Source organism: Ralstonia sp. A12 (genome assembly GCF_000801955.1).
Lineage (GTDB): Bacteria > Pseudomonadota > Gammaproteobacteria > Burkholderiales > Burkholderiaceae > Ralstonia.
The window spans coordinates 64,200-88,609 of the sequence record NZ_JSZO01000020.1 but is presented as its reverse complement, the minus strand read 5'-3'; the positions used below and the strand labels follow the sequence as shown (position 1 = coordinate 88,609).

Here is a 24,410-nt window from a genome sequence, read left to right as displayed (position 1 = left end):
TACGCGTTGCGGCGTCGTCACATGACGCGCCGCAACCGTCGTTTTTTCGGCGGACACATGTTGCAGTGCATTGTGTGCCCGCCAAATCGTGTATATTTTTGCAGATGATCTCGACCGCGCTCCCCGTCCTCGTACTGGGCATTCTGGGCACCCTGGCTATCGCTGCCAAGGGCACCGCCGCGCGCGCTCGCATGACGCCTGTCGAGATTCGCACGACCACGAAAATCATTACCAAAAAAACGATCTCTTAGATCGTCCGTCGTGTCCGTTCGCCTTCCCCGCGCGGTCACGCCGGGCGACCGAGGCGGGGAAAATCACTAGAGGTTCACATCATGAAGGTAGGTCTCGTCGGTTGGCGCGGCATGGTCGGCAGTGTGCTGATGCAGCGCATGCAGGAAGAAAAGGATTTCGACCTGATCGACACCGTGTTTTTCAGCACCAGCAACGCTGGCGGCAAGGCGCCCGCATTCGCCAAGACGGATGCGCCCCTGGCTGATGCCAACGACATCGAAGCACTGAAGGCATGCGACACGATCATCACGTGCCAGGGTGGTGACTACACCACCGAAGTCTTCCCGAAGCTGCGTGCTGCCGGCTGGAACGGCTACTGGATTGACGCTGCGTCGACCCTGCGTATGGAAGACGACGCCGTGATCGTGCTGGACCCGGTCAACCTGGGCCTGATCAAGAATGCGGTAGCGGCTGGCACCAAGAATTTCATCGGCGGCAACTGCACGAACTCCATCCTGCTGATGGGCGTGGGTGGCCTGTTCCGCGAAGGTCTGGTTGAGTGGGTCAGCTCGATGACCTACCAGGCGGCTTCGGGCGGTGGTGCCAACCACATGCGCGAACTGCTCAAGGGCATGGGTGTGATCCACGGTGCGGTGGCCGATGAGTTGGCCAACCCGGCATCCGCCATCCTCGACATCGACCGCAAGGTCGCCAAGACCATCCGCGAAGATGTGCCGACGGAGTTCTTCCCGGCGCCGCTGGCTGGCGGTCTGATCCCCTGGATCGACAAGCAGCTCGACAACGGTCAGTCGAAGGAAGAGTGGAAGGGCCAGGCCGAGGTCAACAAGATCCTGGGCAACGCTCAACCGATCCCGGTCGATGGCCTGTGCGTGCGGATTGGCGCAATGCGCTGCCACAGCCTGGGCCTGACGCTCAAGCTCAAGCGCGACCTGCCGCTCGAAGAGATCGAGCAGATCATCCGCTCGGGCAACCAGTGGGTGAAGTGGGTGCCGAACGATCGCAGCATCACCGAAAAGGAACTGACGCCGGCATCCATCACCGGTGGTCTGGAGATCGGCGTGGGCCGCGTGCGTAAGTTGAACATGGGTCCGGAGTACGTGAGCGCCTTCGTGATCGGCGACCAACTCCTGTGGGGCGCCGCCGAGCCGCTGCGTCGCACGCTGCGCATTCTGCTGGGTAAGTGATCCCGGCTTTGCATTCGTTGTCGGGCCAGGCAATGGCGATTGTCGTTGCGGCCTGACAACAGAAAGTGTGCTTTTTCCACCAACGCCGCGCGGCCTGCGCGGCGTTGTGCCATCTGGACGCCCACGGGCTGTAACGTTGGTACACAATAGCGCCCAGAATTGCGGTAAGAAAGCCGTCCACCCATTCGTAGGGTGGACAGTCACGGGGAATAGTTAGCGTCACGTCGAAGCATTCGCATTCCGGGGGGTACGTCGAATGCTTCAGAATCTCGCCAATTGTGTCGTTTTGATAAAAATCGACGGCGGTTCGATGCCTCAGCTTTTCGCCCTTTGGGTGAACTTGCTGCGCTAACTCGTTGATGTTAAGTTCGTTTGCACATTAAAAGATAACGGAGTCGAAGGTGAGGGTGAGCCAATACCGCCGGAGAGAATCGTCCCATCGCAGTCCTAGCTGGTCGGTTGTCGCAATTGCTGCGGCAAGCCTGTTGCTGATCCAGCCCGCAGCGCAAGCCGCCGGTTTCGGCGCGCTGCACGTGCGTTCCAGCCTTGGCCAGCCGCTGCAGGCCGAAATCGATCTGACCGGCGTGACGCCCGAAGAGGCGCAAAACCTGGTCGCCAAGCTGGCTGCGCCGGACGCCTACTCGCGTGCCGGTCTGACCTACAACCCGATCGTCTCCTCGCTGCGCGCATCGCTTGAGCGCCAGTCGAATGGCAATTACGTGGTGCGCCTGCGCTCCACCCAGCCTGTCGCCGAGCCGTTTGTCGACGTGCTGGTCGACCTGAACTGGGCGAGCGGTCACGTTTCGCGCGCCTATACCTTCCTGCTGGACCCGGTGGGCTCCAGCAATACCGCACAGAATTTCGCGCCGACGCCGGTGGTGCAGGCCACGACGCCGGGTGCCGCTGAATCTGCCGCGCCTGCACCGGCACCGGCTGCTCAGTCGCAAGCCGGCGCCCCGGCTGCTGCTGCGCCTGCGCCGACACGCCAGCCGCGTGCGGCAACTCGCCAGGCTGCTCGCCAACAGCAGGCCGCTCCAGCGGCTTCTGCACCGGATGCCACGCCGGGCGGTTCGTATACCGTGCAACGCGGCGACAGTCTGTACGACGTAGCGTCGACGGCTGCGCAAGGTCAGGACACTGTGTCGCTCGACCAGATGCTGCTGGCGCTGTATCGCAACAACCCGAATGCCTTTATTGGCGGCAACATCAACCGCCTGCGCACCGGCTCGGTGCTGAAGGTGCCGTCGCAGGCAGAAGCGCAGAAGGTCTCGGCACGCGAAGCACGCCGCGAGGTGGTCGCACAAACCTCCGGCTTTACCGGTTATCGCAACCGCCTGGCAACGGCTGCCGAGGCGAACGCCGCCACGGATACCGATTCGACCCGCCAGCAAAGCGGCAGCGTGTCGGCCCGCGTGCAGGATCAAGCGACGCCGGCCGCCAGCGGCCGCGATGAGCTGCGCCTGTCGAAGGCTGACCGCAGCGGCAAGGCCAATGCGGCTGCCCGTGACGAAGAACTCGTCGCCAAGGAGCGCGCGCTCAAGGAAATGGAATCGCGCGTTGCCCAGTTGGAGAAGAACCTCACCGACATGCAACGTCTGGTGGAGCTGAAGAACGCCGAACTGGCCAAGGCGGCCAGCGCTGCCAAGCCAGCTGCGGGTGCTGCGCCGGCGACGGCTGCACCTGCCGTAGCGGCGGCCAACGCTCCGGCGCCGGCTGCGGCATCGTCCACGCCGGCACCTGCTCAACAAGCTGCCCAACCGGCGGCTGCCACTCCGGCAGAAGCTGCACCAGCAGCATCGGCTTCTTCGGCAACCGCCACGGCTGCCGCTTCTGCGCCGGAAGCCGCATCGGCACCGGTGGCTGCGGCCTCGGCTCCGCAAGCGGCAGCCAGCGCACCGGTCGCCGCCGCGTCGGCACCGGCCGTTGCGCCAAAGAAGGCGCCGGTCGTGGTGGCACCGCAGCCGCCGATCGCAGAAGAATCGTTCTTCTCGTCGCTGTTGGGCAACCCGATGGCACTCGGCCTGGGTGGTGTCGTGGTTGCGCTGCTCGGTGGCTTGGCGGTGTACCGCCGTCGCCAGCAGAAGCCCGAGCAGGCGCATGGCTTCCAGGACAGCCTGCTGTCGCAGGAAAGCACTGTGATGGCGGGTGCCAACTCGCTGTTCGGCGCGGCTGGTGGTCAAAGCGTCGATACCTCGCAGCACAGCGTGTTCGGTGCGGATTTCCGCATCGGCGGTAGCAACGAGAGCAACGAAGTCGATCCGATTGCCGAGGCAGACGTCTATATCGCTTACGGCCGCGACGTGCAGGCCGAGGAAATCCTGCGCGAGGCGCTTGAACAGCATCCGGAGCGCCAGGCTATTCGTTTGAAATTGATGGAAATCTATGCAAATCGTCAGGACGCCCATGGCTTCCAGACCATTGCTGAAGAAATGCTGGCACAAGTCGGCGCGGCTTCGCCGGAATGGGCCGAGGCCGCTGCGATGGGCCGCAAGTTTGATCCGGCCAATCCGCTGTACCTGACGGTGCAGGGCGATGGGCATCATGTTGCTGCTGAAGCGCCCGCTGAACACGGCCACGCAGGTGCCGTCGCTGCCGGCGCCGCTGCTCTGGCAGGTGTGGGTGCAGTTGCTGCCGCCGAAGCCTTCAAGCCGACCGTGACGGGCGAAACCACCCGCCGCGGCGACGACTGGACCACGCTGTCCCCGGATTTGGACCCGTCCGCGCCGTCGACCAAAGCCCCGCAACTGGCCGATCTGGACCTGCCGCTGGACTCGTTCCCGGCGCCGGCCGCTGGTGATCCGATCACCGCACCGGACGAAGCGGTGGAGATGTTCAAGTCGCACGCCGAGCCGGAAGCGGATCTGCCGCAGTTCAACGCGCACGCTGGTGAGGCTTACCAGCCGGTGTCTGCGCCGCCGATGCACATGGACCTGTCGGACCTGTCGCTGGACTTGAACCCGACGCCGCCTGCTGCAGAGGCTGCACCGGCAGCTCCGGTTGCCGCAGTTGAAGAAAGCCTGCCGTCTTGGGCTCAGCCGACGGATCTGTCGCAAGCGCCGATGCACTTCGATGCCGAGCCGCATCACGCCGAGCAAGAGCATGTCGTCAACGACGAGCCGCAATCGGCCATCCGCCTGGACACCAACCTGCCGCACACGCTGTCCGGCGAGCATGGTGCCGACGGCGTGCGCGATCTGCAGATCAAGTTCGATCTGGCCAAGGCCTACATCGAGATCGGCGACAAGGAAGGTGCACGTGAGCTGCTGCAGGAAGTGCTGGACCTGGGTGATCCTTCGTTCCACGCCGAGGCTCAGGCTCTGATGCGCCAGATCGGCTAACGCTCCGCGTTCCAAGCATCGACAGCGCCGGCAGGGTGGTATCCTGCCGGCGTTTTTCTTTTCGCATGAGGATTCACAAGGCATGACGCGCATCGCGCTTGGCATCCAGTACGACGGGGCCGCGTTTTCGGGGTGGCAATCGCAACCGCACGGCAATACCGTGCAGGACGCACTGGAGGCGGCGCTGCGCCAGTTTGCCGGCGTGCTGCTGCCGACCACCGTGGCTGGCCGCACCGATGCCGGCGTGCATGCGCTAGGGCAGGTTGTGCACCTCGATACAAACCTCGTGCGCGATCCGTTCTCGTGGGTGCGTGGTACCAACGCCTTCCTGCCGTCGACTGTGGCCGTGCGCTGGGCGCAGGAGATGCCGGAAGATTTTCACGCGCGCTTCTCCGCCCATCGCCGCACCTACTACTACGCGCTGACCTTCGGGCCGACGCGCGCACCGCTGCTCGAAGGTAAGGCGGGCTACGTCATGTTGCCGCCCGGCAAGTCACTTGACGTGGCAGCCATGCACGAGGCCGCGCAGGCGCTGGTCGGCGAGCACGATTTTTCGTCTTTCCGCGCAGCCGAATGCCAGGCCAAGTCGCCCGTCAAGACGATGTATTCGATGGAGGTACGAGGCGAGGGCGAATGGGTGTTCGTGCGCATTCGCGGCAGCGCCTTCCTGCACCATATGGTGCGCAACATCATGGGTTGCCTCGTGGCAATCGGGCGGGGGCGTCAGCCGGCATCGTGGATGGCTGACGTGCTGGCCGCCCGTAGCCGTGTGGCCGCCGCACCGACCTTCATGCCCGATGGTCTGTACCTGGCCGAGGTCGGCTATCCTGATGCCTTCCAGTTGCCGGCATCTCCGGCATCGTCCAGCCTGTTTCGCGGCGTGTTCGACGAGCACGTCGGCTTGTGAATTCCACATCCGCCATGTCGCTTCACCGAACCCGCATCAAGCTCTGCGGCCTGACCCAGCCGGCCGACGTCGATCATGCCGTCGCGCTGGGCGCCGATGCCATCGGGCTGGTGTTCTATCCGCCCAGCCCGCGCTACGTCGCCACGGAGCGCGCCGCCGAACTCGCCCGCCGCGCCGGCCCCTTTGTCACCGTGACGGGCCTGTTCGTCAATGCCAGCGCTGACGAGGTGGCCCGCGTGCTCGATCAAGTGCCGCTCACGCTGCTCCAATTCCATGGCGATGAGCCGCCGGGGCTGTGCGCCGAGATCGCCGGCAAGGTGGGGCTGCCCTGGTTGCGCGCCCTGCGTGTTCAGCCGGGGGCCGATTTGGTAGAATTCGCCGATCGGTTTGCCGCTGCCCAAGGCCTGCTACTCGACGCATTTGTTGAGGGATATGGCGGCGGCGGCCACGTCTTCGACTGGACCCTGATTCCCCCGCAATGGCTCCCGCAATCGCCATCCTCGCCAACCCCAAGCGTCGCTCCTCAGCTCGTTTTGAGTGGTGGGTTGAGCGCGCAAAACGTCGCTGGCGCGATTGAGCGCGTGCGGCCGTACGCTGTTGATGTCAGCAGCGGAATCGAGGCCGCACGGGGCGTGAAAGACCACGCCCGCATGACCGCATTCGTGAGTGCGGTCCGCGAGGCCGATGCCGCCCTAGGCGCGTCGGTTCAGGCCTGAGCGATAAAGCCGGCCTCTCGCGGTCCGCACCTTCCTGAATTCCTCCGCCAACTGGCTCCTACATCGCTAGGGCACGGCGGACGCCTCGAGAGATTGCCATGTACAACCTGCCCGACGCCCACGGCCATTTCGGCCCTTACGGCGGCACCTTCGTTGCAGAAACGCTGTCCCACGCGCTGGACGAACTGCGCGACGCCTATGCGCGCTACCAGCACGATCCCGAATTCATCAAGGAATACGAGTACGAGCTGAAGCATTTCGTCGGCCGTCCGTCGCCTATCTATTTCGCCAGCCGCCTGACCGAACACTGCGGTGGCGCGCAGATCTACCTCAAGCGTGAAGACCTGAACCACACCGGCGCGCACAAGGTGAACAACGTCATCGGCCAGGCGCTGCTGGCACGCCGCATGGGCAAGCCGCGCGTGATTGCCGAAACCGGCGCCGGCCAGCACGGCGTGGCGACCGCTACGATCGCGGCACGCTACGGCATGGAATGCGTCGTCTACATGGGCAGCGAAGACGTGCGCCGCCAGGCCGCCAACGTCTACCGCATGAAGTTGCTGGGCGCGACCGTGGTGCCGGTGGAATCCGGCTCGCGTACGCTCAAGGACGCGCTGAACGAAGCGATGCGCGACTGGGTGACCAACGTGGCGGACACGTTCTACATCATCGGCACGGTGGCGGGCCCGCACCCGTATCCGATGATGGTGCGCGACTTCCAGGCCGTGATCGGCGAAGAGTGCAAGGTGCAGATGCCCGAGATGATTGGCCGTCAGCCGGACGCCGTGATCGCCTGTGTGGGCGGTGGCTCCAACGCCATGGGCATCTTCTATCCGTACATCGACCATGCCGACGTGAAGCTGATCGGCGTGGAGGCCGCGGGTGAGGGCATTGAAACGGGCCGTCACGCCGCGTCGCTTACGGGCGGCTCACCGGGCGTGCTGCACGGCAACCGCACGTACCTGCTGCAGGATGAGGACGGCCAGATCATCGAGACGCATTCGATTTCGGCAGGGCTGGATTACCCGGGCGTTGGCCCGGAGCACGCCTGGTTGAAGGACGCGCGTCGCGCGGAATACGTCCCCATCACAGACAAGGAAGCGCTGCAGGCCTTCCATGATCTGTGCCGCATGGAGGGCATCATCCCCGCGCTGGAATCGAGCCACGCGCTGGCGTATGCCTGCAAGCTGGCGCCGACGCTGCCGAAGGACAAGATCCTGCTGGTGAACCTCTCGGGCCGCGGCGACAAGGACATGCATACCGTCGCCGAATTCTCTGGCATCACACTCTAAGGCACTGGCAACCGCATGACCGAGCGCGCCATCGACGGCATCTTCAACGAGGACTGCATCACTGGGGTCCGGCATCTGGCCGACGGCAGTGTGGACCTCGTCATCGCCGATCCGCCGTACGGGCTGGGCAAGGACTACGGCAACGACTCCGACAAGCTGTCGGGCGATGCCTATCTCGCCTGGTCCGAACGCTGGATCGATGCGGTGGTGCCGAAACTGGCGCGCAACGGCTCGTTGTACGTGTTCTGCACGTGGCAATACGCTCCGGAACTGTTCGTGATGCTCAAACAGCGTCTCATGATGGTCAATGAGATCATCTGGGACCGTCGCGTGCCCAGCATGGGCGGCAGCACACGCAAGTTCTCGTCGGTGCACGACAACATCGGCTTTTTTGCGGCTTCGCGCGATTACTACTTCGATGTCGATGCCGTGCGCATTCCGTACGACGCCGAGACGAAGAAGGCGCGCAGCCGCAAGCGCTTCGAGGGCAAGAAGTGGCTGGAAGTCGGCTACAACCCGAAAGACGTGTGGAGCGTGTCGCGCCTGCACCGGCAAGACCCGGAGCGTGCCGAACATCCGACGCAGAAGCCGCTGGAACTGGTGGAGCGCATGATCCTGGCAAGCTGCCCGCCGGGCGGCCTGGTGCTGGACCCGTTCCTGGGCAGCGGCACCACGGCAGCGGCGTCTGCAAAGCTTGGCCGCCGCTTCGCCGGTTTCGAAATCAACGCCGACTATTGCCGCGTGGCGCGTGAGCGCGTGGCTGCAGTGCATGCCGCTGCGCCTGCTGCCCAACCGATTGAATCCGAGGCGCCCGACACCCGCAGCGGTGTCATTCGGGTCGCCTGACAAACTGATCCCCCTATGTCCCGCATCGCTCAAACCTTTTCGCAGTTGTCCGCACAGGGCCGCAAGGGCCTGATCCCGTTCATCACGGCGGGCGATCCATACCCCGAGATGACCGTCGACCTGATGCACGCGCTGGTCAAGGGCGGCGCTAATGTCATCGAGTTGGGTGTGCCGTTTTCCGACCCGATGGCCGATGGCCCGGTCATTCAGCGTGCGTCGGAACGTGCGCTCGCCAAGAAGGTTGGCCTGCGCACCGTGCTGGAGTACGTGCGTGCATTCCGCACCACTGATACGACCACGCCCGTGGTGTTGATGGGCTACGCCAACCCGATCGAACGCATGGGCGCCGACGTCTTCGCCAAGGCCGCGTCTGAAGCCGGTGTGGATGGCGTGCTCGTGGTCGATTACCCGCCCGAGGAGTGCGAGGGCTTCGCCAAGACCATGCGCGAAGCGGGCATCGATCCGATTTTCCTGCTGGCACCCACCTCCACGGACGCTCGCATCGCGCAGATCGCCCGCGTGGCGAGCGGCTACATCTACTACGTCTCGCTCAAAGGCGTGACCGGCGCGGCGACCATCGACCTGGACGCCGTGGCGGCACGGATCCCGCAGATCCGTCAGCACGCGCGGTTGCCGGTGGGTGTCGGCTTCGGTATCCGTGATGCGGAAACCGCACGCGCTATCAGCGGTGTGGCCGATGCCGTGGTCATCGGATCCCGCATTGTGCAATTGCTTGAAGAAGCACCTCGCGAACAAGCGGTACAATACTTGACTGATTTCATCGCGGAGATCCGCCAGGCGCTGGACGCCTGAGTCACATTCTTCGCGCGAGCGCATTCAAGGAGCACGCATGAGCTGGCTGGACAAACTGCTTCCGCCCAAGATCCAACAGACCGATCCGTCGCAACGCAAGGGCATTCCGGAAGGCCTCTGGATCAAATGCCCGGCCTGCGAGTCGGTGCTGTACCGCACCGACATCGAAGCCAACCTGCACGTCTGCCCGAAGTGCGACCACCACATGCGCATTGGCGCGCGTGCTCGCCTGGACGCACTGCTGGACGCTGAAGGCCGCTACGAGCTGGGCCAGGAAGTCCTCCCGGTCGATGCACTCAAGTTCAAGGACAGCAAGAAATACCCCGACCGCATCAAGGCCGCCATGGACAATTCCGGCGAGACCGATGCCATGGTCGTGCTGGGCGGCGCCATCCATGCGCTGCCGGTGGTGGTGGCTTGCTTCGAGTTCGAGTTCATGACCGGCTCGATGGGCTCGGTGGTGGGCGAGCGCTTCACGCGCGGTGCACAGATGGCACTGGAGCAGAAGGTGCCCTTCATCTGCGTGACGGCTTCGGGCGGCGCGCGCATGCAGGAAAGCCTGCTGTCGCTGATGCAGATGGCCAAGACCACGGCGATGGTCCAGAAGCTGGCCGAGGCCAAGCTCCCGTTCATCAGCGTGCTGACGGATCCGACCACTGGCGGTGTGTCAGCCAGCTTCGCGTTCATGGGCGACGTGGTGATCGCTGAGCCCAAGGCGATGATCGGCTTTGCCGGCCCGCGCGTGATCGAGCAGACCGTGCGCGAAAAGCTGCCGGAAGGCTTCCAGCGCGCCGAGTTCCTGCTGCAGAAGGGCGCCATCGACATGATCGTCGACCGCCGCAACATGCGCCGCGAGATCGCCGAACTGCTGGCGCTCTTGCAGAAGCAACCGGCCGACGCACTGGCCTGATGCGCCACACCTGTTGAACCGAAGCGCGGGCGAGAGTCCGCGCTTCTTGTTTTTGCGCGGCGACAATCGCAGCGCCCCCGACGCATGCCTACTTTCGACAATCTGCCTGATTGGCTGGCCCACCTCGAAACCGCACACCCGGTCGGCATCGACATGGGTCTTGCCCGTATCAACCGCGTGCGCGATGCGCTGCTGGGGCTGGAGTTCAAATCCGTCGTCTTCACGGTTGGCGGCACCAACGGCAAGGGCTCGACCTGCTCGATGCTGGAGGCGATCCTGCTGGCCGCCGGCTACAAGGTCGGCTGCCATACGTCGCCGCATCTGATCGACTTCAACGAGCGCGCCCGCGTGAACGGCGAGATCGCCACCGATGCGATGCTGCTGCCGCATTTCGAAGCCGTTGAGCGCGCGCGCTGCAGTTTCCCCGAGCCAATCAGCCTGACGTACTTCGAGTTCACCACGCTGGCGATCATGCATCTGTTCGCCAATGCGGGGCTCGATGCGGTCATCCTCGAAGTCGGCCTGGGCGGCCGGCTGGATGCGGTCAATATCATCGACACGGATTGCGCCATCATCACCAGCGTCGACCTGGACCACATGGCCTACCTGGGTGACACGCGCGAGGCAATCGGCTTCGAGAAAGCCGGCATTTTCCGCGCGGGCAAGCCGGCGATCTGTTCCGACCCGGTGCCGCCGATCTCGCTGGTCAAACAGGCCGAGGCTATCGGTGCAGACCTCTGGCTGATCGGCCGCGATTTCAACTTCCAGGGCGACAAGCAGCAGTGGGGCTTCAGTGGGCGAGGGCGGCGCTGGCCGAGCCTCGGCTATCCGGCACTGCGTGGGGCGAATCAGCTGCTGAATGCCTCGGCGGCGCTGGCGGCGCTGGAGTCGGTGCGCGACCGGTTGCCGGTTTCGGCCCAGGACGTGCGCCTGGGGCTGTCGCAGGTGGCATTGCCGGGCCGTTTCCAGGTCATGGCAGGCCGCCCGGCCGTCATTCTGGATGTGGCGCACAACCCGCATGCGGCGGCGGCGCTGGGCCAGAACCTCGAAAACATGGGCTTTTTCCGCTACACCTACGCGGTGTTCGGCGCCATGCAGGACAAGGATATTGCCGGGGTGCTCGGCCACATGCTCGACAAGGTCGACCATTGGTGCCTGACCGATCTGCCGACGCCGCGTGCGGCGAGCGCGTCGCGCCTGGAGCAGGCATTGACGGATGCCGGTTTCCACGCAGGCAAGGAATCAAGCGTGAGCACATTCAGCGATCCCGCCACAGCCTATCGCAACGCCATGGAGCGTGCGACTGAGGATGATAGAATCGTAGTCTTCGGATCGTTCTTCACCGTTGCCGGTGTGCTTGCAGAGCGCAAGAGCCGCGCACATTAGCCAAGCGCATTTGCCAAGATTGGGCGGCGCCGGGCAGCACAGGACAACCCGGGCGTCGGCGCTGCCCTCGCATGCATCGTCTGAGAGCCAAACCGAGCGCAATCCATGGGACTGTTTTCCATCTTCTCCTCCCGCAAGAATGCTGACGGCGAACGCTCGCGCGGCAGGACACCAAACACCAGCGGCAGTGCCGCCGATGTGGCCCGCGATGCGGTGCATGAATCGCGCACCTCGTCCCGCGCATCGTCGAATTCCCGCAGCCGCGCCTCTCGTCGTATGGACGATGACGACGATGGTCTGGACCCCGAACTCCCGCAAAAGCAACGCGCACGTCGTCGGCTGATCGGCGCGGTGGTGCTGGTGGGCGCCGCCGTAGTGGTGTTGCCGCTGGTGTTCGATGCCAAGCCACGGCCCGTGACGGATGCGGTGGCCGTGCAGATTCAGGATCAACCGATCGACCGAGGCGCCAAGGCGTCCGCCGACGAACCCAAGGTCGCCAGCCGCCGTTCCGCGCCGCACGCACCAGGCGCGTCGGCAGACCAACCGCAGGCGCTCGATCAGGGCGAAGAGGTGGTGGCTTCTGCCGATACGCCGTCCACCAATACGCCCGCACCGGCAACGGCTCAGAACACGCCGGCGGCCAAGCCGACCCCGCCCAAGACCGTCGCCAGCGTGACACCGCCGGCCGATTCCAAGCCTGCAGCCAAACCGGCCCAACCAGCGCAGCAAGCTGCTGCGCCCACTGCGGACGCCAGCGGCAACAAGTTCGTCCTGCTGATTGGCGCCTTCGCGTCTGAAGACCGTGCGCGCAATTGGCTAGGCAAGCTCAAGGCCGAGAAGATTCCCGGCTACATCGAACACAAGAAGGTGCCTGAGAAGGGCGATCTGGCGCTGCTGCGCGCAGGTCCGTTCAGCGATCGTGCGGCGGCAGAAGCCGCGCAGAAGCGTGCGGAGCAGATCGGCCTGACGCCCAAGCTCGTTCAGCAATGATGGTGCTGCCGAATGTGCGTTCCGTGCACTCGCCAGATTCGCTGATTTGTCACGCCGCCCTCAGTCCAAGTCAATCCAAGCCGCTGCCCGATGCAACCGACTTTCTTTGACTATGGCGTGCTGTTCATCGTCGTCACGTCTGCGCTGATTGGGTTGTTTCGCGGGCTGATTCGCGAGGTGCTGGCGTTGCTCGGGTGGTTGTTTGCTGCGTGGGTGGCGTATACGTTTTCGGGCGTGGCGGCGGGCTGGATGCCTGAGTCGCTGCCGGGCGGACCAGTAGCGCGCACCATTCTCGGTTTCGTCCTACTGTTTATCGTGACGGTGATTGCGACTTCGCTGGTAGGTGCGTTGCTGTCGGCGGCACTGTCGAGCGCGGGGCTCAAGCCGGCCGATCGCGGCCTCGGCATGGTGTTCGGGCTGGCACGCGGTGGCGTGATCATCCTCGTGCTGATGACGGTGGCGGGCTTTACCAGCCTGCCCGAGCAACCGTTCTGGCGCGATGCGATCAGCCGGCCCTATGCGGAGGAGGCTGCACGTGCAGCCAAGCCGCTGTTGCCGCCTGACGTCGCGAAGTATGTTCACTATTGATCTGGAGCGTCTGGCCACCAGCTAGACGATCTGGGAAGCTTTTTCGGCGCCTGCAGCGGGTGTGGGCGCGACCAATACGTTCTCGTTGGAGATCGACATGTGCGGTATCGTTGGCGTGGTTTCCTCCACGCCGGTCAATCAGCTGATCTATGACAGCCTGCTGCTTCTGCAACACCGGGGGCAGGACGCGGCTGGCATTGCCACTGCGGCAGGCAACACCTTCCATATGCACAAGGCCAATGGCATGGTGCGTGACGTGTTCCGCACGCGCAACATGCGCGGCTTGCCGGGCACGAGCGGCATCGGCCAGGTGCGTTATCCGACGGCTGGTTCTTCCAGCGAGGAAGAGGCGCAGCCGTTCTACGTCAACGCGCCGTTCGGCATCGTGCTGGCACACAACGGCAACCTGACCAACTCCGATCAACTGCGCGAAGAGATGTTCCGGCGCGATCGCCGCCACATCAACACGCAGTCGGATTCTGAAGTCCTGCTCAACGTGTTGGCCGACGAGCTGCAGCGCGCGAGCAATGACATCCCTCTGAACCGCGATTCGATCTTTACGGCGGTGGAAGGCTTGCACCGCCGCGTGCGTGGCTCGTACGCCATTGCTGCCGAGATCTCCGGCTACGGCGTGCTGGCCGTGCGTGATCCGTTCGGTATTCGCCCGCTGGCGCTGGGCAGCCAGGAAACGCCGGACGGCAAGATCGAATACATGGTCGCCTCCGAATCCGTGGCGCTGGAAGGCATCGGCTTCAAGTTCGAGCGCGACGTGGCGCCCGGCGAGGCCATCTTCATCGACCTCGAAGGCAAGCTGCACACCAAGCAATGTGCCAAGAACCCGGTGCTCTCGCCGTGCATCTTCGAGTACGTGTACCTGGCGCGTCCGGACTCGCGCATGGATGGCGTGTCGGTGTACGACGCGCGCTTGCGCATGGGTGACTACCTGGCCGAGAAGATCAAGCGCGAGGTGACCGACCAGATCGACGTGGTGATGCCGATTCCCGATTCGTCGCGCCCGGCGGCCATGCAGGTCGCCAACCACCTGGGTGTGCCGTACCGCGAAGGCTTCTTCAAGAACCGCTACGTGGGCCGCACCTTCATCATGCCGGGCCAGGCCGTGCGCAAGAAGTCGGTGCGCCAGAAGCTCAACGCCATGGCGATCGAGTTCAAGGGCAAGAACGTGCTGATCGTCGACGACTCCATCGTGCGCGGCACGACGTCGTCGGAGATCGTGCAGATGGCACGTGATGCCGGCGCGAAGAAGGTGATCTTCGCCTCGGCGGCGCCGCCGGTGAAGTTCCCCAACGTGTACGGCATCGACATGCCGACGCGCGGCGAACTGGTGGCCTATGGCCGCACGCACGAAGAGATCGCCAAGATCATTGGTGCAGACCAGCTCGTGTACCAGGACGTGGAAGACATGAAGCGCGCCGTGCGCGACGTCAACCCCGCGCTCAAGGACTTCGACGCATCGTGCTTTGATGGCAAGTACGTGACGGGCGACATCGATGAGGCGTACCTCGATCGTCTGGAGACCGCGCGTAACAGCTCGGCAGCCAGCGCGGATCGTGAGAACGCGCAGAACGATGATCCGCGCACGCAACTGCACCTGCAGCGCTCGGCGGTGAACGAGTAAGCGATTGCCGCAGCAGCAAACAAAAAGCCCGTCTGAATAAGACGGGCTTTTTCGTTGGGCGTTTGGTTTGTCGCGTTACTTGAGCATGCGACGGCGCAGCAGCCACAAGCACAGCACGAGCGCGGCAGCGGCGTAAAGCAGCAGCACGCCCAGGTGCAGCAGCACATTGTCCGGCGTGCGGCCCAGCATCAGCGGGCGGATCAGCTCCACCGCGTGCGGCAGCGGCAGCACGTTCGTGACCGCACGAATGGGCGCCGGCAATTGCGACAGCGGGAAGAACACGCCTGAGAGCAGCATCATCGGCGTGATCACCAGCGTCTGGTAGAACATGAAGAAATCGTAGTTGGGCGCGAGCGCCGTCATGTTCATCGCCAGGCAGGCGAACGTGAACCCCGTGAGCACGATGACGGGCAAGGCGAGCAGCGCCTGCGGCATCGACGCATAGCCCAGAACACCCGCTACCAGCATGATCGCCAGACCCGAGAGCACGGACTTGCTGGCTGCCCAGATCAACTCACCGAGCACCACGTCGCCCAGGGTGAGCGGCGCATAGAGAATCGCTTCCCACGTACGCTGCACGTGCATGCGCGAGAACGCGGAGTACATCGCCTCGAAGCTCGCTGACATCATCGTGCTGGATGCCACCGTGCCGGCGGCCAGAAACGCGATGTACGACACGCCGTCGATATGCCCGACCAGCAGGCCCAGGCCGAGCCCGAGGCCAAACAGGTAGATCATCGGGTCGGCCAGATTGCCGGCCAGCGACGGAATGGCGAGCTTGCGCCAGACCATGAAGTTGCGCAGCCAGATGGTCTGCCAGTTGCGGAAGTTGAGCGGCCGCAGCGATTGCGGATACGCCTGCTGCGGGGCGGCGGTAAGCGTGGCTTCGTTGGACATGGGTTGGCTCATTCAATCACGCGTCAATCACGCTGCATCAATCGCGCATCTCGCGGCCCGTCAGGCGCAGGAACACGTCTTCCAGATTGGCGGGGCGGTGCAGGTAGCGTAGGCCGGGCATGGTGTGCGTTTCGGTCTGCGTGCGCAGGGCAGCCACTAGCGGTTGCGGATCGCGCGCATAGCAGAAGAGGGTTTCGCCGCTGGTCTCCACGCGCTCGGCCAGGGGCGTGAGCAGCGTGCGCAGGGCAGCGAGATCGTCGCCGTAGACCTCCACCACATCGCAGCCGATCTCGCGTGCGATGAGTTCGTGCGGCTTGCCTTGCGCGATCTTGCGGCCGTTGTCGATCACGCAGAGTTCATCGCACAGGCGCTCGGCCTCTTCCATGAAGTGCGTGGTCAGCAGGATGGTCTTGCCGCTGGCCAGCAGTGAGCGCAGGCGCTCCCAGATCAGGTGGCGTGCTTGCGGGTCGAGCCCGGTGGTGGGCTCGTCCATCACGAGGATGTCGGGATCGTTGATGAGTGCGCGAGCCACGGTCAGTCGGCGCTTCATGCCGCCTGAGAGCGCACGCACCGGCGCATCGGCCTTTTGTTCGAGCCGCGCGAATTCCAGCAGGGCAGGGATGCGTTCACGGATGGCTGCGGAGGACAGGCCGAAGTAGCGACCGAAGATGCGCAGGTTTTCTGAGACGGTGAAATCGGGGTCGAGATTGTCGAACTGCGGCACAACGCCCACGCGCATGCGGGCACGGTGCGCAAACTCGGGAACCGCCTCACCGCATAGTTGTAGCGCGCCTGCGTCGGGCATTGTCATGCCGAGCAGCATGCGTAGCGTGGTGGTCTTGCCGGCACCATTGGGCCCTAGCAGGCCGAAGCATTGGCCGCGCCGTACGGAAAAGCTCAGGTTGTCGACAACGGTTTGATCGCCATAACGCTTGCGCAAGCCTTCGACGCTCAGGATCGGTGTGCTGCTCACGCCGAAGCCGGATTGCTCGTATCGCACATCGCCTCCGTTGCAAAACGCTGATTATGCGCTCGCCTAGGCATATGCGTATGCGGGGAATGTGCGATGGTCCGGCGACTCGCTCAGACAACAAAAAGGGCCAGACAACACTGTCTGGCCCCTGCCTGCAGCGTGATATCGCTGCATGTGGTGGGCTTATCTGCCGATGGTGTTACCAATCACACCACCCAGTGCTGCACCACCCAGCGTCGCACCCGGGCCGCCCCAGATGGCCGCCCCGGCGACACCGCCCGCGGCCGCGCCGAGCGCCGTGTTCCGCTGCCTTGGCGTCATGTCCGCGCATCCGCTGACGGATGCCAACATAGCCGCCAGTAACAAGGATACGAAGGCACGCATAACACACTCCTTTTATCGTTCATATGCCTGTATTAAAGGACGTGCAAGGCGCGATGTGCAGGCACCGATGCCTGAAAACGGTGTCAGCCAATTCCCACACACTGAACGCGGATTCCGGCGCGGAAGTTCCGCCTTTTCCTGCGTATCGCTAACGGTCCAGCGTCTTCTTCACGTCTTCACGAACATCGCCCATGGTGGCGCGTGCGCGGCCGACGTTCTTCTCGATGTTGCCCTTGACCTGCGTCTTTTCATCGCCGGTCACCTTGCCCGCGACTTCCTTGATCTTGCCTTTCGCTTCTTGCAGACGGCCCTTCACTTGGTCCTTGTTCATGGTGTCGATCCCCTTTGTTGATCGGCCGGTGCAGAAGTCGCCCACCGGCATTGGCGAATGGCGCAGCGCCACCGTTGCAGCTTATTGCGTGCGGCTTTCGCGCCCAGGTGATGTTGTCCGAAAGACCTGTAGGACAAACGGGTGATGTCACAGAAATACGCTTGACCGGTGGCTACACTGAAACGCCCGGCATCGTCAGCGCGCCGGATCTGTTCACCGTTCTTACGACCCACGAGGGAGAAAGCGACATGATGACTCTGGAGCAACTCGGCATCCTGCACCGATCGCAAATTGAGGCATGGCTGGCCGTTACCGAAGAAGCCGTCGACGGCGTCAACCGTCTGATCGGGCTCAATCTCCAGGCGCTCAAGGCCGGTTTTGGAGAGACGGAGGAGTGCTTGCACGAGGCGGCTGGCGCGCAGGACGCCGGGCAGTGGTTCGGTGCGCAGGCGCGGTTTCTACAACCTGCTGGAGAACGTGTCTCGGGCTACACGCGCAACTTCATCGAGATCGGCGTGCAGACGCAGAACGGTATCGCCCGCGCGCTGCAGCGTCATGGTGATGAAGTGCGCCGTCAATGGGGCTTTGTCGCCGAGAACCTGGCTGATGCGGCGCCCCCGGGTGCCGAAGCGGCTGTGCAGTTCCTCAAGGCATCTGTCGGGCTGGAGGTGGCTGCTGCTGAAGCCGCGGAGGCAGCAGCGTCTGAAGCAGGTGGCGTTGCCGACAAGACCAGCACGGCACATTGACGGCTCCTCTACACGGGGGAGGCTCGTCGGCAGTGGGCCGACATGGATTTCGGCGCAGTCCTACAGGGCGTCGCGGGCAGGCTTCGATACGCGTGCCGGGCGCTCATCTCTACACTTCCTACATGTCCATCAACATGAAGGAGGTGATCGTGCCCTATCTCGTTGCATGGTTCCTGGGCCTTCCCGCGTTCGTGTTGCTGTTGATGTGGTTGTTCGTGCATTGATGATGCACGCGGCCCGATCCCTCAACGCGAACCGGAGGACGTATGACCTTCCGAGGCGATTGCAAGATCGAAGTCTCTGCCTATGAACTTTCACCCAACGCCTGGCGTGCAGAAGTCAGCATCCTGCGCATAAGTGACGGCGCAATCCTATTGCCGCGTACCACTGTGCGCGAGTCGGTCAACACATTCTCGAATGCGGGAATTGCGCTTGAAGCGGCGCGGGCTTATGCCGAAGCGATGATCGCTGCCGGCCAGTTTGATTGCAGCCCCGCATGGAGTTGAGTGGCGCAGGCGCGCAGCCATGTGGCGTTACGTTCTGTTACCAATTCGCCCCTACCGTATCACCTGTGACGGCGGGCCTGAATACAATACAGATACCGTAATCGGCGCTGGCGACGGCTCTTGCCAAGCGCTTCTTAGCTGCAGGTGATGAACATGATTCGACGCAATGGGCTGTTGATGGCAGGTGCAGCCGCACTGGCCGTGCTGGCGGTGCCGCAAATGGCGTCGGCGCACGTAAGCGTCGGCATTGGGATTGGTGTGCCGGTTGCGCCCGTGTATGTGGCGCCGGCTCCCGTCTATTACCCGCCCCCGCCGCCGGCGTACTACCCGCCGCCGGCTCCGGTCTACTACGGACCTCCGGCACCCGTGTACTACGGTCCGCCGCCTGTCGTGGTGGGCCCGGGCTGGTACCGCTGGGGCCCGCGCTATCGCTACTATGACGGCTACCACTGGCGTCGCTGGCGCTAAGCCGCACATCGCGCAGAGAAGGCTCCTTCGGGAGCCTTTTTCTTTGCCTGCGCGCAGTGTGCAAATAGGACGCTGTACGGCACAGCGTTTGCGACCCCTGTAGAACGGGCAGATGTTGCAGAGGCGCTTGCGCGACAAAGCGGCGCGGTACAGAACGCGAGCGACGTTTGCCCGGTCGATATGACATCCGCATGAAACGCGCGCGGATACGTGCGCCAGTACAGGCGCGCGTCATGTTTTGCAGTGCACTGACCGAAGGTGTTTCCATGCAAGTCACAACGCAACGCTTTGCTGTGCGCACCCTCGCGGCGGCCGCTGGCAGTCTGGCGTTCGTGCTCGGCGCGGGAGTGGCGCACGCCGGCTCGATCGAGCCCCATCAGTCTGTCCATAAGATTAGCCGCGCGGATCCATACACCGACGGGGCCAAGATGGGGCGCGCCGATCCATACACGGATGGCGGCCGCACAGGCCAACGCGATCCGTATACCGACGGCGCGTGCAGCGATCGCGATCACAGTCGCCAACCGTAACGCGACGGCGTGCTGTTCTGTCGCATCGCAACATCAAGCCCGGGCTATTCCCGGGCTTTTTCTTTGTACATCTTCCGTGCGCGCATCGCGTGCTAAGGTCGGTAAGAAGAACTGGCGCGCGGCGCACGCGTGACGATACTGGAAACACAAGATGTATCGGCTCATTTGCGTCAGGTAGTCAGGATCGCGCTATAGCTGCGACGCAGGCCAGTGGCATACTTTCGCCCTATGCGAGCTTCATGCAGCCATCGCACACTTGCATCACCACAACCAAGGAGAACGAGTCATGAAAACCAAGCCCTGCCTGTGCCAGGATGATGTCACCAAGATCCTGGATGCCGCCGAGAAGGAAGCACGCGCGCACCAATGGGCCGTGACGATTGCCGTGGTTGACGATGGCGGCCACCTGATGGGCCTGCGCCGCATGGACGGCTGCGCTACCATCTCGTCGTACATCGCGCCGGAGAAGGCTCGTACGGCCGCGCTGGGCCGCCGTGAATCGAAGATCTATGAAGACATCATCAACAACGGCCGCATTTCGTTCCTGTCGGCGCCGCATCTGCAAGGCATGCTCGAAGGCGGCGTGCCGGTGCTGGTGGAAGGCGTGTGCGCCGGTGCGGTGGGTGTGTCGGGTGTGAAGTCGTCGGAAGACGTGCAGATCGCCAAGGCAGGCATTGCCGCCGTGCACGTGATCTGCTGATCCGTTGATATGCAGATCGCCTGAAGTGAGTTCAGGCGAATCGAAGGGGAAGGGCGCGGCGCAGGTCGCGCCCTTTTTCTTTGAGCGCAGATGGATGGGAAAGAACGGCTTGGCTGGCGGTCGTCCGGCAGACGGGTCTGATGTCTACCAACGCGAAGTGACGATGGCTGGCTACTGCCGAATGTCTCCTGAGAGAGACGTCCCCACAAAAGTCAGTACGTGCTGCGTGTTACTTAGTCAGGATCAGTTTGCCGAAGCGCGTCACGCGCAATGTGTAGATCGCGCCGTTGTGGCGGATGGCGACGGCGCTCTGGCCGGCAAACAATTGTTCGGAGCTCATGACACGCGTATCGCCGATGGTGCTGGCTTCCGCGGTTTGTGCCGCGGCAGGCGCGGTAGCCGGTGCAGCGTCGAAGCCGGCCGGGCGTTGGCGCGCCACGATGACGTGGCGACGGCGGGTCACGGTGCGTCCTGCATCTTGGTGTTCGGCAGCGTTCATGGCGAGGGTCCTGGCTGGCGGAAAAGCGTTGACTGGCAAGGGATTCCAGCGAATGCCAAGCAGTCTAAATGAGAATCGTTATCATTACAAGTGGCATCTGACGATGTGCTGATGGCTGCCCGCCGGCCCCAAAAGGAAACCGGGCGCGTGGCCCGGTTGTGCATCAGGTGGTGTGTCCCGGCGCCTCGCGCAGCAGGCTCGTGCGTTCGTCGGTGCGTTGGGTCCGATAGCGCTCGTAGTGGCGCAGGATGTCGACGATGATCTCTTCGCCGCGCAGGTACTCGATGTCGTAGCCCTCGCGGCCGTCCTCGAAGAAGGTGACCGGCTCGTGGGTGAGGGCATGCTCCGGTGCCGCGGCCTGGCTTGGCGTTGCGACCGGCAGCGGTTTGCTTGCACTGCGCACGCCGTAGACGAAATCGCGGTCTGACGGGTCGGGGATGACCAGGCGCACGCTGTCTTCGGTTTCGAGCACGTGTGCTTCGATGCCGCGTCGGCTCAATTCGGTCACCACGTCGTTCATGGCGGGCCGCACATGCGTGGCGAGGAATGCGCGCACGTCGGCCTCGGTGGACGGGTTCACCATCTGGGCAAGGCGCTGGCGCCAGCGCTGGCCGCTCCAGAACGACGTGGCGGGAGCCAGCTCGCGCGAGTAGTGCGCGCGGTCGGCCGACATGCCGCGCCACAGGCCGTAGCAGAGCAGCGCCATGATGATTGCGACTGGTAGGGCGGCGACCAGCGTCATCGCTTGCAAGGCCTTCAGCCCACCGGCCAGCATCAGGATGGCCGCCGTGGCGCCCAGCACCACTGCCCAGAATAGCCGCTGCCACACCGGCGAGCGCGCCGCACCGCGCGAGGCGATCGTGTCGATTACGAACGCGCCGGAATCGGCCGAGGTGACGAAGAACACAGCGATCAGCACGATGGCCAGCCACGACAGCGCCGTGGTGCCGGGGAAGTAATCGAAGAAGTGGAAGAGCAGGGCATCGACATTGCTGGCGGTGCGAGCAAGGTCGCCCGCGGCCTGGTGCGTGTCCAGCCAGATGGCACTGTTGCCGAAGGCCGTCATCCATAGCAGGTTGAACAGCGTCGGTACGATCAGCACGCCGATGACGAACTGCCGCACCGTGCGCCCACGTGAAATGCGCGCAATGAACATCCCCACGAACGGCGACCACGACACCCACCATGCCCAGTACTGGATGGTCCAGCCGCCGAACCAATCCGCCGAACTGGCGGGGGTGTAGGCAAAGGTGCGGAACGACAGGCCGACGAGGTTCGACAGGTAGTTGCCGATGTTCTCGCTGAAGGCTTGCAGCACAAACACCGTTGGGCCCGCGATGATGACGAAGGCCAGCAGCAGGAAGGCCAGCGTGAGGTTCAGCTCGGAGAGCCGGCGCACGCCGTTGCCGAGGCCCGATGCCGCCGACGCGCCAGCCAGGACGACCACTGCGCAGATCAGCACGACGCGGAAGGTATCGGAATCGGTCTGCCAGCCGCCCACCTGATGCAGACCCGCGCTGAGTTGCAGCACGCCGTAACCCAGGGTGGTCGCAATACCTGCAATCGTGCCGATCAGCGCGAAGGCATCGACGCCGTGGCCGAGCACGCCATTGATGCGCTCACGCAAGATGGGGTACAGGCCCGAGCGCATGGTGAGCGGCAAGTTGTAGCGGAAGGCGAAGTAGGCCAGCGCCAGGCCCATCACGCCGTAGATGGCCCACGCATGCAGGCCCCAGTGGAAGAACGTGGTGAGCATCGCCTCGCGCGCTGCGAGGGCCGTTTGCGGTGCCGCAGTCGGCGGTTGCAGGTAGTGCTGCATCGGCTCGCCCACGCCGAAGTACATCAGGCCGATGCCCATGCCGGCAGCAAACAACATGGCCGTCCAGGAGACGAAGCTGAACTCGGGTTCGGCCTCATCCGGCCCCAGGCGGATGTCGCCGAACCGGCTGGCCGCCACGATGATGAGGAACACCAGGAAGCCGGTGACCGCCAGCATGTAGAACCAGTCGAAGTGCCCCGTGACCCAGCGTTGGGCGACGCCGAAAGCGCGGTCGGCCAATTCGGGCTGCACCGTACACAGCACGAGCAGCAAGACCAAGACGATCAGCGACGGCACAACGACCTGCGGCACGAGGGTGGTGCGCGGCGGCGCGATGTCGGAAACGGCTTGAGGACTGGTCATGCAGGATCCTTCTGAATGCGGGGATGGACGCAAAAGTACCGCCAGCGTCGCCCCATTGCAAATAGGCGGCGACAGAAATGACAAACCCCCGTGCGAAGACGGGGGTTCAAGGCGATCAAGCGGTACGTTGTGTGACAGCCCTAGTTGCTACGCTCCGGCTCTGTCACGAAGCCGATGCGCGCCAGGCCACCGCGCTGGATGGCGGCCATCACCTGGGCCACGCGCTCGTAGCGGACGTTGCGGTCTGCGCGCAGGTGCATCTCCGGCTGCGGCTGCTGCTGCGCGGCCTGCGCAATGTTGGCGGCCAGCGTGGTTTCATCCACTGGCTGGTTGTTCCAGAATGCCTGACCTTGCGCGTTGATCTCGACGTTCACGCTTTGCGGCTTGGCGTCGTCGGGTTTGTTCGATGCGCGTGGCAGGTCGATCTTCACCGCGTGGTTGATCACGGGAATGGTGATGATGAAGATGATGAGCAGCACCAGCATGACGTCGACCAGCGGCGTCATGTTGATCTCGTTCATCACCTCGTCATCGTTGTCGAAGGTACCGAAGGCCATGGGGACTCCTGAATCGGCTGAATTACTGCTGCTTGACCGAAGCCAGGCGCACCGAGGCGTCGTCACGCTGGCTGCCAGGGCGCAGGCGCGCGCCGGTGACGAAGTAGGCGTGCAAGTCATGCGCGAAGCGGTTGAGCTTGGCGATGATGGACTTGTTGCCGCGTGTGAGCGCGTTGTAGCCCAGCACGGCCGGAATGGCCACAGCCAGGCCGAAGGCCGTCATGATGAGCGATTCGCCCACCGGGCCGGCCACCTTGTCGATGGTCGGCACGCCCGATGCGCCAATGCCCAGCAGCGCGTGATAGATGCCCCACACCGTACCGAACAGGCCGACGAACGGTGCCGTCGAGCCCACCGAGGCTAGCACGGCCAGGCCCGATTGCATCTGGCCAACCGACTCATCGATGGCGCTCTTGAGCGAACGCGTGAGCCAGTCGGAGATGTCCATCACGTCGTGCAACTGCGGCTGGCTGGCGCGATGGTGCTGCGCCGCTTCGCGGCCGGTTTGCGCGAGCGCGTAGAACGGGTTGTCCTTGGGGCTCCCGAGCGTCTGCATGGCGTGGTCAAAGTCGTCGGAGTGCCAGAAGCGCTTTTCAGCGCCCTGCGCCATCGCCTTCAGGCGCACGATGTCCCACGCCTTGGTGAGGATGACGATCCACGAAGCGAGCGACATGATCAGCAGCAGAATGGCCGTGCCGCGCGCGACGATATCGCCTTGTGTCCAGAGATGGGAAAGACCGAGTTCCTGCATGATGGGTTTCCTGATTACGAGAGACGGA

Annotated in this window: 25 protein-coding genes; 17 read left to right on the top strand and 8 right to left on the bottom strand. The window is 63.9% G+C overall.

From position 1 onward, the window contains the following. Nucleotides 1-332 precede the first annotated feature (332 nt). The 12 genes from asd to purF all read left to right on the top strand — a co-directional run bounded on the left by asd (nucleotide 333) and on the right by purF (nucleotide 14,858). Nucleotides 333-1,436 carry an aspartate-semialdehyde dehydrogenase gene (asd, locus tag PI87_RS21120; protein ID WP_039599685.1) on the top strand — a complete coding sequence of 368 codons (1,104 nt, stop codon included), beginning with the start codon at nucleotides 333-335 and terminating at the stop codon, nucleotides 1,434-1,436. A gap of 401 nt (nucleotides 1,437-1,837) precedes the next feature. Next, nucleotides 1,838-4,774, top strand: a complete 2,937-nt coding sequence (tapV, locus tag PI87_RS21115) for a FimV/HubP family polar landmark-like protein TapV (RefSeq protein ID WP_039599684.1) — start codon at nucleotides 1,838-1,840, stop codon at nucleotides 4,772-4,774. 82 nt (nucleotides 4,775-4,856) lie between these two features. Next, nucleotides 4,857-5,681, top strand: a complete 825-nt coding sequence (gene truA, locus PI87_RS21110; RefSeq protein WP_039599683.1) for a tRNA pseudouridine(38-40) synthase TruA — start codon at nucleotides 4,857-4,859, stop codon at nucleotides 5,679-5,681. Beyond that, on the top strand, nucleotides 5,678-6,397 hold the full coding sequence (locus tag PI87_RS21105) for a phosphoribosylanthranilate isomerase (RefSeq protein WP_269746655.1): 720 nt from the start codon (nucleotides 5,678-5,680) through the stop codon (nucleotides 6,395-6,397). Before truA ends, PI87_RS21105 begins: the two co-directional genes overlap by 4 nt. A gap of 98 nt (nucleotides 6,398-6,495) precedes the next feature. Beyond that, nucleotides 6,496-7,689, top strand: coding sequence for a tryptophan synthase subunit beta (gene trpB / locus PI87_RS21100; protein ID WP_039599681.1), 1,194 nt, complete (start codon nucleotides 6,496-6,498; stop codon nucleotides 7,687-7,689). A gap of 15 nt (nucleotides 7,690-7,704) precedes the next feature. Beyond that, nucleotides 7,705-8,535, top strand: coding sequence for a DNA-methyltransferase (locus PI87_RS21095; protein WP_039599680.1), 831 nt, complete (start codon nucleotides 7,705-7,707; stop codon nucleotides 8,533-8,535). 15 nt (nucleotides 8,536-8,550) lie between these two features. Next, entirely contained in the window at nucleotides 8,551-9,348 is a 798-nt protein-coding gene (gene trpA, locus PI87_RS21090; RefSeq protein ID WP_039599679.1) for a tryptophan synthase subunit alpha, read from the top strand. A 37-nt stretch (nucleotides 9,349-9,385) separates the two neighbouring features. Then, a complete protein-coding gene (accD, locus tag PI87_RS21085) occupies nucleotides 9,386-10,258 on the top strand; it encodes an acetyl-CoA carboxylase, carboxyltransferase subunit beta (RefSeq protein ID WP_039599678.1) in 873 nt (290 codons plus the stop codon). 84 nt (nucleotides 10,259-10,342) lie between these two features. After that, nucleotides 10,343-11,644, top strand: a complete 1,302-nt coding sequence (gene folC / locus PI87_RS21080; RefSeq protein WP_039599677.1) for a bifunctional tetrahydrofolate synthase/dihydrofolate synthase — start codon at nucleotides 10,343-10,345, stop codon at nucleotides 11,642-11,644. A gap of 105 nt (nucleotides 11,645-11,749) precedes the next feature. After that, nucleotides 11,750-12,634: an SPOR domain-containing protein gene (locus PI87_RS21075; protein ID WP_039599676.1), complete on the top strand. Its 885-nt coding sequence runs from the start codon at nucleotides 11,750-11,752 to the stop codon at nucleotides 12,632-12,634. 90 nt (nucleotides 12,635-12,724) lie between these two features. Next, nucleotides 12,725-13,222 (top strand): CvpA family protein, encoded by a 498-nt coding sequence (locus PI87_RS21070; protein WP_039599675.1) that lies wholly within the window; start codon nucleotides 12,725-12,727, stop codon nucleotides 13,220-13,222. Nucleotides 13,223-13,319: 97 nt separating this feature from the next. Beyond that, nucleotides 13,320-14,858 carry an amidophosphoribosyltransferase gene (purF, locus tag PI87_RS21065; protein WP_039599739.1) on the top strand — a complete coding sequence of 513 codons (1,539 nt, stop codon included), beginning with the start codon at nucleotides 13,320-13,322 and terminating at the stop codon, nucleotides 14,856-14,858. A 75-nt stretch (nucleotides 14,859-14,933) separates the two neighbouring features. Here purF and PI87_RS21060 read toward each other — a convergent pair whose 3' ends face one another. The 4 genes from PI87_RS21060 to PI87_RS21045 form a co-directional block, all read right to left on the bottom strand. Continuing rightward, nucleotides 14,934-15,755, bottom strand: coding sequence for an ABC transporter permease (locus tag PI87_RS21060; protein WP_039599674.1), 822 nt, complete (start codon nucleotides 15,753-15,755; stop codon nucleotides 14,934-14,936). Nucleotides 15,756-15,792: 37 nt separating this feature from the next. After that, nucleotides 15,793-16,755 carry a nodulation factor ABC transporter ATP-binding protein NodI gene (gene nodI / locus PI87_RS21055; RefSeq protein WP_039599673.1) on the bottom strand — a complete coding sequence of 321 codons (963 nt, stop codon included), beginning with the start codon at nucleotides 16,753-16,755 and terminating at the stop codon, nucleotides 15,793-15,795. Nucleotides 16,756-16,911: 156 nt separating this feature from the next. Further along, entirely contained in the window at nucleotides 16,912-17,112 is a 201-nt protein-coding gene (locus PI87_RS21050) for a glycine zipper 2TM domain-containing protein (protein WP_039599672.1), read from the bottom strand. 148 nt (nucleotides 17,113-17,260) lie between these two features. Further along, nucleotides 17,261-17,443: a CsbD family protein gene (locus tag PI87_RS21045; RefSeq protein ID WP_039599738.1), complete on the bottom strand. Its 183-nt coding sequence runs from the start codon at nucleotides 17,441-17,443 to the stop codon at nucleotides 17,261-17,263. 248 nt (nucleotides 17,444-17,691) lie between these two features. Between PI87_RS21045 and PI87_RS21040 the strand changes: the two genes are divergently transcribed. The 5 genes from PI87_RS21040 (at nucleotide 17,692) to PI87_RS21020 (ending at nucleotide 20,393) form a co-directional block, all read left to right on the top strand. Next, nucleotides 17,692-18,189: a phasin family protein gene (locus PI87_RS21040; protein WP_039599737.1), complete on the top strand. Its 498-nt coding sequence runs from the start codon at nucleotides 17,692-17,694 to the stop codon at nucleotides 18,187-18,189. 266 nt (nucleotides 18,190-18,455) lie between these two features. Continuing rightward, nucleotides 18,456-18,695, top strand: coding sequence for a hypothetical protein (locus PI87_RS21035; RefSeq protein WP_039599671.1), 240 nt, complete (start codon nucleotides 18,456-18,458; stop codon nucleotides 18,693-18,695). Nucleotides 18,696-18,842: 147 nt separating this feature from the next. Further along, entirely contained in the window at nucleotides 18,843-19,163 is a 321-nt protein-coding gene (locus PI87_RS21030) for a hypothetical protein (protein ID WP_039599670.1), read from the top strand. A 191-nt stretch (nucleotides 19,164-19,354) separates the two neighbouring features. Beyond that, nucleotides 19,355-19,693, top strand: a complete 339-nt coding sequence (locus tag PI87_RS21025) for a hypothetical protein (RefSeq protein WP_232314050.1) — start codon at nucleotides 19,355-19,357, stop codon at nucleotides 19,691-19,693. 286 nt (nucleotides 19,694-19,979) lie between these two features. Then, entirely contained in the window at nucleotides 19,980-20,393 is a 414-nt protein-coding gene (locus PI87_RS21020) for a GlcG/HbpS family heme-binding protein (protein ID WP_039599669.1), read from the top strand. Between the two features lie 229 nt (nucleotides 20,394-20,622). Here the strand turns inward: PI87_RS21020 and hemP are convergent, their stop codons facing one another. The 4 genes from hemP to PI87_RS21000 all read right to left on the bottom strand — a co-directional run bounded on the left by hemP (nucleotide 20,623) and on the right by PI87_RS21000 (nucleotide 24,382). Next, a complete protein-coding gene (gene hemP / locus PI87_RS21015) occupies nucleotides 20,623-20,892 on the bottom strand; it encodes a hemin uptake protein HemP (protein WP_039599668.1) in 270 nt (89 codons plus the stop codon). A gap of 163 nt (nucleotides 20,893-21,055) precedes the next feature. Then, nucleotides 21,056-23,074 (bottom strand): BCCT family transporter, encoded by a 2,019-nt coding sequence (locus PI87_RS21010; protein WP_052321662.1) that lies wholly within the window; start codon nucleotides 23,072-23,074, stop codon nucleotides 21,056-21,058. Between the two features lie 140 nt (nucleotides 23,075-23,214). Beyond that, the gene (locus PI87_RS21005; protein WP_039599667.1) at nucleotides 23,215-23,631 is read right to left on the bottom strand and encodes an ExbD/TolR family protein; all 417 of its coding nucleotides are present in this window, start codon (nucleotides 23,629-23,631) and stop codon (nucleotides 23,215-23,217) included. Between the two features lie 22 nt (nucleotides 23,632-23,653). Continuing rightward, complete coding sequence (locus PI87_RS21000; RefSeq protein WP_039599666.1) at nucleotides 23,654-24,382, bottom strand: MotA/TolQ/ExbB proton channel family protein; 729 nt, start codon at nucleotides 24,380-24,382, stop codon at nucleotides 23,654-23,656. Nucleotides 24,383-24,410: the final 28 nt, after the last annotated feature.